The organism is Rhodosalinus sp. (assembly GCF_041685465.1).
Taxonomy (GTDB): Bacteria; Pseudomonadota; Alphaproteobacteria; order Rhodobacterales; family Rhodobacteraceae; genus Rhodosalinus.
In genome coordinates, this window is record NZ_JAWLFS010000170.1 from 1 (window position 1) to 6721 (window position 6721).

10 protein-coding genes are annotated in these 6721 nt (G+C 71.8%); 5 read left to right on the forward strand and 5 right to left on the reverse strand.

Annotation, left to right across the window (positions count from 1 at the left end; all coding sequences use genetic code 11):
• The 3 genes from ACESL7_RS11320 to ACESL7_RS11330 form a co-directional block, all read right to left on the reverse strand.
• The coding region (locus ACESL7_RS11320) for a threonine ammonia-lyase (protein WP_372893428.1) at positions 1-389 on the reverse strand (389 nt) is incomplete at its 3' end.
• On the reverse strand, positions 386-1213 hold the full coding sequence (locus tag ACESL7_RS11325; protein WP_372893429.1) for an alpha/beta fold hydrolase: 828 nt from the start codon (positions 1211-1213) through the stop codon (positions 386-388). The genes ACESL7_RS11325 and ACESL7_RS11320, both read right to left, overlap by 4 nt.
• Positions 1214-1912 carry a haloacid dehalogenase type II gene (locus ACESL7_RS11330; protein WP_372893430.1) on the reverse strand — a complete coding sequence of 233 codons (699 nt, stop codon included), beginning with the start codon at positions 1910-1912 and terminating at the stop codon, positions 1214-1216.
• 170 nt (positions 1913-2082) lie between these two features.
• On the opposite strand from ACESL7_RS11330, the gene ACESL7_RS11335 reads away from it, so the two are divergent.
• Complete coding sequence (locus tag ACESL7_RS11335) at positions 2083-2511, forward strand: FKBP-type peptidyl-prolyl cis-trans isomerase (RefSeq protein WP_372893431.1); 429 nt, start codon at positions 2083-2085, stop codon at positions 2509-2511.
• A 33-nt stretch (positions 2512-2544) separates the two neighbouring features.
• On the opposite strand, the gene ACESL7_RS11340 is transcribed toward ACESL7_RS11335, so the two are convergent.
• Positions 2545-3210: a helix-turn-helix transcriptional regulator gene (locus ACESL7_RS11340; protein WP_372893432.1), complete on the reverse strand. Its 666-nt coding sequence runs from the start codon at positions 3208-3210 to the stop codon at positions 2545-2547.
• A gap of 197 nt (positions 3211-3407) precedes the next feature.
• Here ACESL7_RS11340 and ACESL7_RS11345 point away from each other — a divergent pair, with 197 nt between their 5' ends.
• From ACESL7_RS11345 to ACESL7_RS11360, 4 genes are read left to right on the forward strand one after another with little or no spacing between them, the layout of a single operon-like run.
• Complete coding sequence (locus ACESL7_RS11345) at positions 3408-3632, forward strand: twin-arginine translocase TatA/TatE family subunit (RefSeq protein WP_372893433.1); 225 nt, start codon at positions 3408-3410, stop codon at positions 3630-3632.
• Between the two features lie 3 nt (positions 3633-3635).
• Positions 3636-4118 carry a Sec-independent protein translocase protein TatB gene (gene tatB, locus ACESL7_RS11350; RefSeq protein WP_372893434.1) on the forward strand — a complete coding sequence of 161 codons (483 nt, stop codon included), beginning with the start codon at positions 3636-3638 and terminating at the stop codon, positions 4116-4118.
• Positions 4115-5044 (forward strand): twin-arginine translocase subunit TatC, encoded by a 930-nt coding sequence (gene tatC / locus ACESL7_RS11355; protein WP_372893435.1) that lies wholly within the window; start codon positions 4115-4117, stop codon positions 5042-5044. The genes tatB and tatC overlap by 4 nt, the downstream gene beginning before the upstream one ends.
• A 56-nt stretch (positions 5045-5100) precedes the next feature.
• On the forward strand, positions 5101-5901 hold the full coding sequence (locus tag ACESL7_RS11360) for an ATP-binding protein (RefSeq protein WP_372893437.1): 801 nt from the start codon (positions 5101-5103) through the stop codon (positions 5899-5901).
• Positions 5902-5976: 75 nt separating this feature from the next.
• Here ACESL7_RS11360 and ACESL7_RS11365 read toward each other — a convergent pair.
• Positions 5977-6721: NAD-dependent epimerase/dehydratase family protein (locus ACESL7_RS11365; RefSeq protein ID WP_372893436.1), on the reverse strand; the 745-nt coding region annotated here is incomplete at its 5' end.

The following is a 6721-nucleotide window of genomic DNA, read 5'->3' on the forward strand; positions in this document are numbered from 1 at the left end:
CGGTCGTAGAGCACCACCTCGGCGCCCAGCGCGCGGGTGTTCTCGATCTTGAGCCGCGGCGCGTCGGCGGGCATCACGATCACCGCCGGCACGCCGTGGTGCCGCGCGGCATGGGCCACGCCCTGCGCGTGGTTGCCGCTCGAATAGGCGATGACGCCGCGGGCGCGCACCTCCGGCGCCAGCGCCGAGACGGCCGACCAGGCGCCGCGTGCCTTGAAGCTGCCGGTGTGCTGCAGGCACTCGGCCTTCACCAGGACCCGCCGCCCGGCGATCTCGTCGAGGAAGGGCGAGGCGAGGAGCGGCGTGCGCCGGACATGCCCCGTGAGCCGCTCCGCCGCCGCCTCGATCATCGCCGCGTCGGCGGCCTCGCGCGTGTCCGTGGCCGTCATGCCAGCCGCTCCAGCCACGCCCGGATCGCGGCGAGCGACTCGGGCTCGTCGAGGAAGGGCACATGCCCGCGACCGGGCACCTCCGCGGCGATCAGGTCCGGCCGGCGGCGGCGCATCTCCGCGACCGTGGCCGCGCTCAGCAGGTCGGAGTTCGCGCCCCGGATCACGGCCGTGGCCAGCCCCTCCAGCGCGTCGAACCAGGGCCAGAGGTCCGCGGCGCCTTTCGCGCCGGCCTCCACCACCGCCTCGCGCAGGCGCGGGTCGTAGGCGATGCGCAGGCCCTCCGGCAGCACGTGGTAAAGGTGGTCGATCTCCTCGCGCCAGCGGTGCTCCGGCACGCCCTCGAAGCCGGTCAGCGCCGCGGCGCGCGCCGCGACCGCCTCGCGCACGGTTTTCCATGCCGGGTCGCGCCCGAGATACGCCATGATGGGCTCGAGCCCCGCAGGCTCCAGAACCGGGCCGATGTCGTTGAACAGGACGCCGTCGAGCCGCTCGCGCGCCGTCGCGGCGAGGAAGAGCGCGATCAGCCCGCCGCGCGAGGTGCCGAGCACGGCCGCCGAGGCGAGGCCGAGGTGGTCGAGAAGCTCCGTCGCGTCGGCGGCCTCCCGCGGGATCGTGTAGGTCATCGGGTCGTCGGCCCAGTCCGAGCGCCCGCGCCCGCGGTAGTCCATGCGAATGAGCCGCACCGCCCCGCGGAGATGCGGCGCGAGGTAGTCGAAATCGGTCGCGTTGCGGGTGAGCCCTGCGAGGCAGAGGACGGGGCGGCCCGCGCCTTCGTCGCTGTAGAAGAGCGAGAGACCGTCGGAGGTGGTGAAACGGGGCATTCAGAGACCTGCGAGTCGTGGGATGTCGGCGAGGTCGCCGACGACATGCGCCGGCCGCCACGGCAGCCGGTCCACCGGATCGGCCGCGCGGTTCACCCATGCCGTGCGGAAGCCATGGCCCGTGGCGGCGGCCGCGTCCCAGCCGTTGGCCGAGACGAAGAGCACCCCGTCCGGCGGCGTGCCGAAGCGCGCGCCGACGAGGTCGTAGACGGCCCGCGCGGGCTTGAAGACGCCGACCTCCTCCACCGAGAGCACGGCGTCGAGGCGGTCGCCGAGGCCCGCGCTGCCGACCGCCGCGGCGAGCATCTCCGGCGATCCGTTCGACAGGATCGCCGTGCGCCGGCCACCTGCGCGCAGCGCATCGAGCACCGCGGGCACCTCGGGGTAGGCGTCGAGCTCGCGGTAGAGCGCAAGAAGGCGCGTGCGCAGCTCCGCGTCGCCGTCGAGGCCCGTGGCCTCCAGCGCCCAGTCGAGCCCGTTCTCGGTGACGGTCCAGAAATCCGCATGCGCCCCGGTGATCGCGCGCAGCCAGGTGTACTGCAACTGCTTGAGCCGCCACGCCTCGGCGAGCTGCGGCCAGCGTTCGGCGAGCGCCGCGCGCCCCGGCTCGGCGGCGGCGCGCCGCGCCGCGGCGGCCACGTCGAAGAGGGTGCCATAGGCGTCGAAGACGCAGAGGCGCGGGGGCGTGTCGATAACCATTCCCGCGCGAGACTGGCACGGCGTCGCCGAGCGGGACAAGGGCGATCGCGCCGGGGTTTACATCCGGCCGCACCTCGGTCACCCTTCAAGAGACATCCGAGCAACCCGTGCGCGTCGCGCGCGGCCTCGAAAGCACGACATCCCCTTTCCACGGATCTACAGGAGGCCTCATGACTCAGGCCAAGTCGGGCGATACCGTCCGTATCCACTATACCGGCACGCTGTCGGACGGCTCGACCTTCGACAGCTCGCGCGAGCGCGAGCCGCTTCAGTTCACCCTCGGCTCGGGCGAGATCATCCCCGGTCTCGACAAGGCGATTCCCGGCATGAGCGTCGGCGAGAGCAAGCGCGTGGACGTGCCCGCCGACGACGCCTACGGGCAGCACGATCCCTCCGCGAAGCAGGAGATCCCGCGCGAGGGTATCCCGGCCGACATCCCGCTCGATCCCGGCACGCGGCTGCAGATGCAGACGCCCGAAGGGCAGGTTCTGCCGGTGACCGTGGTGACCGCCACGGACGAGACGGTGACGCTGGATGCGAACCACCCGCTCGCGGGCAAGGACCTCACCTTCGAGGTCGAGCTCGTCGAGATCGACTGACCGGCGCCGGGTCGGGCGCGGCGGCCGCCGCGCTCAGGCCCGCGCCGCGTGATGATCGGCGAGCCGCTTGCCCGGCTCGTCGACGAAAAGCTGCGGCAGGACCGTCAGCTCCTCGATCCGGTCGACCCGGACCTCGGCGAAATCTGCCGCGGTCTCGTCCCAGACGATCGCGGTCCAGAGCCGCCCCCAGTAGTCCAGCTTGAGCGGCCGCGCCACGCGCGCGCCCCCACCACCCGCGAGGCGGATGCGCAGCTTCTGGCGCGCGCGGATCGCGGCGCGCAGCGGCGGCAGGTGTTCGGCACCGCGCGCGGCGGCATCGAACGGGTAGGTGGCGAGGCCGAAGCCCTCGGCGCGGCGGCCCGGCTCCTCGGGCAGCGCCTCCTCGATCTTCGCGGCGAGCGAGGCGGCGGCGTCGCGCAGCGAGGCGTCCTCGGCACCGCCCATCACCGCGAGCGCGACATGCAGCACCTCGAGCTCGGCCTCGTCGAGCACGAGCGAGGGCAGCGTGACGCCCGCCTTCGCGCGATAGCCCTGTCCGCGCGTGCCCTCGACCGGCACGCCGGAGGCGGAGAGCGTCTCCATGTCGCGGTAGATCGTGCGCAGCGAGACGCCGAAGCGCGCGGCGAGGTCCTCCGCACGGTGCGGCCCGCCCCGCCGCAGAGTCTCGATCAGGGCATAGAGTCGTTCGCTGCGCGTCATGGCGGTGCCTCCCCGGTCCCGAATTTGACAGTATCCCGTCAGTTGACGCAATAATGGCAGGAGCGGATGAAAAAACTTGCCTGCCGCCGGGCAACGAGGCCGCATTCGCGCTTTCGCCGGGCGGAGCGAGCCACTACATCTGCGCCACAGGAGGCGTGGGCGCAGGCGGCGCCCGCACTGCCACGAGGAGAGTGACCATGCTCAACAACATCGGCCTGCCGGGCCTGCTTCTCATTGCGGTCGTCGTTCTGGTGCTCTTCGGGCGCGGCAAGATCAGCTCGCTGATGGGCGAGGTCGGCAAGGGCATCACGGCCTTCAAGAAGGGCGTGAAGGACGGCACCGAGGAACTGGAAGCCCAGTCCAACGAGGAGGCCCGCGACGTCACGCCCGAGACGACGGAGCAAGAGAAAGACAAGGTCTGATCCATGCTCGACCTGGGCTGGACGGAGCTTCTCGTCATCGGCATCGTCGCGCTGATCGTGGTGGGGCCCAAGGACCTGCCGGTGCTTTTCCGCAACGTCGGCCGGTTCATGGGAAAGGCCCGCGGCATGGCACGCGAGTTCTCCCGCGCGATGAACGACGCCGCCGAGGAAAGCGGCGTCAGCGAGGCCACGCGCGGGTTCAAGGACGCGACGAAGGGCTTCAAGGACGCGACGAGCGCGAAGTCGATGGGCCTCGACGGGGTCGAGGAGTCGCTGCGCGAAACGGCGCGCTGGGACCCCGACAGCGAGACGGCCAAGCTCGCGCGGGACCGCGCGGCCGAGGCGCAGGCCCGCCGCGACGCCCTCCGCGAAAAGACCGATGCGGGCGCGACACCTGCGTCGGGCGACAGCGCCACCGACAGCCCGGACGACGCGCCCCGGCCCGACCGGACCGACGCCCCCGCGCCTGAGGACCGCAAGGAATGAGCAAGGTCGACGATGTCGACGGGGTCGACGACAGCCAGGCGCCGCTGATCGAGCACCTCGCGGAGCTGCGCACGCGGCTGATCCGCTCGGTGCTCGCCTTCATCGTCGGCATGGTGATCTGCTTCACCGTCTGGAACCCGATCTTCGATTTCCTGACGCGCCCGCTCTGCGACGCGATGGCGGTGCGCGGCATGACGGACTGCGGGCTGATCCTGATCCGGCTGCAGGAGGGCTTCTTCGTCGCCGTGTCGATCTCGCTTCTGGGCGGTCTCGTGCTGTCCTTTCCGATGATCAGTTTCCAGATGTGGCGCTTCGTGGCGCCGGGGCTCTACAGGTCCGAGAAGGGCGCCTTCCTGCCCTTCATGCTGGCCTCGCCCTTCATGTTCTTCCTCGGCGCGGCCTTCGCCTATTACGTGGTGACGCCGCTTGCCTTCGATTTCTTCCTCGGCTTCCAGCAGCCGGGCAGCGTGCTCGACCAGGGCGAGGCGGAGGGGGCGACGGCGGGCATCGCCTTCCAGGGCTCGGCGCAGGAATACCTTTCGCTGACCATCAAGTTCATCGTCGCCTTCGGCCTCTGCTTCCAGCTGCCGGTGCTGCTGACGCTGATGGGCAAGGCCGGTCTCGTCAGCGCCGAGGGGCTTCGGACGGTGCGTAAATACGCCGTCGTCGGCATCCTCGTGCTCGCCGCGCTGGTGACGCCGCCGGACGTCATCACGCAGGTGATCCTCTTCGTCGTGGTCTACGGGCTCTACGAGGTCTCGATCTGGCTGGTGAAGCGCGTCGAGCGCAAGCGCGAGGCGGAGCTCAGGGCGCAGGGCCTCTGGTTCGAGGACGACGACGACCCCTACGGCGAGGCCGACCAGGGCGAGGACCCGCTGATGCGCGAGTTCGACCGCGACGACGACGACACGGGTCGCGACCGGTGAGAGGCCCCGGCCCCGACGGTGAGGCGCTGAGCCGGATCGCCGCGGCGCTGGAGCGCATGGCGCCCCCGCCGCGGCCCGCGCCCGACTTCGACGGGGCGGAGGCCTTCGTCTGGCACACCGAGCCCGACCGGCTGGAGCCGGTGGGGCGGGTGAACCGGGTGGACCTCGCGCTGCTGGTCGGCATCGCGCAGGTGCGCGACATCCTCCTCGCCAACACCCGCGCCTTCGCGCAGGGGCTGCCGGCCAACAACGCGCTCCTCTGGGGCGCGCGCGGCATGGGCAAGAGCTCTCTCGTGAAGGCCGTGCACGCCGAGGTGGTGGGCGAGGGGCATCCCCTGAAGATCGTGGAGCTTCAGCGCGAGGATCTGCCGAGCGTCGGGCGGCTCCTGTCGCTCCTGCGCGCGGCCTCGGCGCATCGCTTCCTGCTCTTCTGCGACGATCTCTCGTTTTCGCAGGACGACCAGCACTACAAGAGCCTCAAGGCGGTGCTCGACGGCGGGGTGGAAGGGCGGCCCGAGAACGTGGCGCTCTATGCCACGTCCAACCGGCGCCACCTGATGCCGCGCGACATGATCGAGAACGAGCGCTCCACCGCGATCAACCCGGCCGAGGCGGTTGAGGAAAAGGTCTCGCTCTCCGACCGCTTCGGGCTGTGGCTCGGCTTCCATCCCTGTTCGCAGGACGAGTATCTCGAGATGATCCGCGGTTACTGCGCGGCCTATGGCGTCGAGATCGACGAGACGCGCCTCCGCGCCGAGGCGATCGAGTGGCAGGCCACGCGCGGCGCGCGCTCGGGCCGGGTGGCCTGGCAGTTCTTCGTCGATCTCGCCGGGCGAGAGGGCGTGCGTCTGGGCTGAGCGAAAGGCGCTTGGAAGCGCCTTTCAAGCGGTTTGAAAACCGCTTGGTCCGCACCGAGGCCCTGCGACGGCCCGTCAGGGCCGCCGAGCGCCGGGCAGGCCGTCGAGCATCGCCGGCAGCGTCGCCCGCAGCCGCGCCATGCCGCCTGGCCGCCAGCCGAGCGCGGTGAGGCGGTCGCAGCGCATGACGCTCACCGGCGCGGCGCTCTCGGCGGGCAGGGGATGCGGGCAGCCGGTCGCCCGCGCCACCTCCGCCAGCAGGGCGCGCCGGTCGAGCAGCAGATCCGAGACGTTGAAGACCCCGTCGCCGAGCCGCTCCTCCGGCGCCTCGAGCACCAGCCGCACCGCCGCGGCGAGGTCGGCGCCGTGCACCTCCGTGCCCCGGCGCGGCGTGATCGTCTCCCCGGCGAGGTAGTTTTCGAACAGCCCGGCCCATTTGTGCCGCTGCCCCGGCCCGGCCGGCCCGTAGACGCCGGTGGCGCGCAGTGCGACGCCGCCGGGCAGCGCGGCGAGCGCGGCCTCCGCCTCGGCCTTGACCGCGCCGTAGAGCGTGTCGGGGCGCGGGGTCATCTCCTCGGTCAGTTCCGTCCCGGGGGGATAGTCCCCGTAGACCGCCCGCGAGGAGAGGAAGATCACCCGTCGCACCCCGGCCCCTGCCGCGGCCTCGAAGAGGCGCAGGGTGCCGTCGCGGTTGGCCGAGAGGAAGCCCTCCGGATCGTCGCCCTCGCCGCCGCGGTATCGGCCCGGCTCATGCGAGAACCCCGCGTGGATCAGGGCATCAACCCCGTCGAGCGCCGGCGGCGGGCCGGTGAGATCGTAG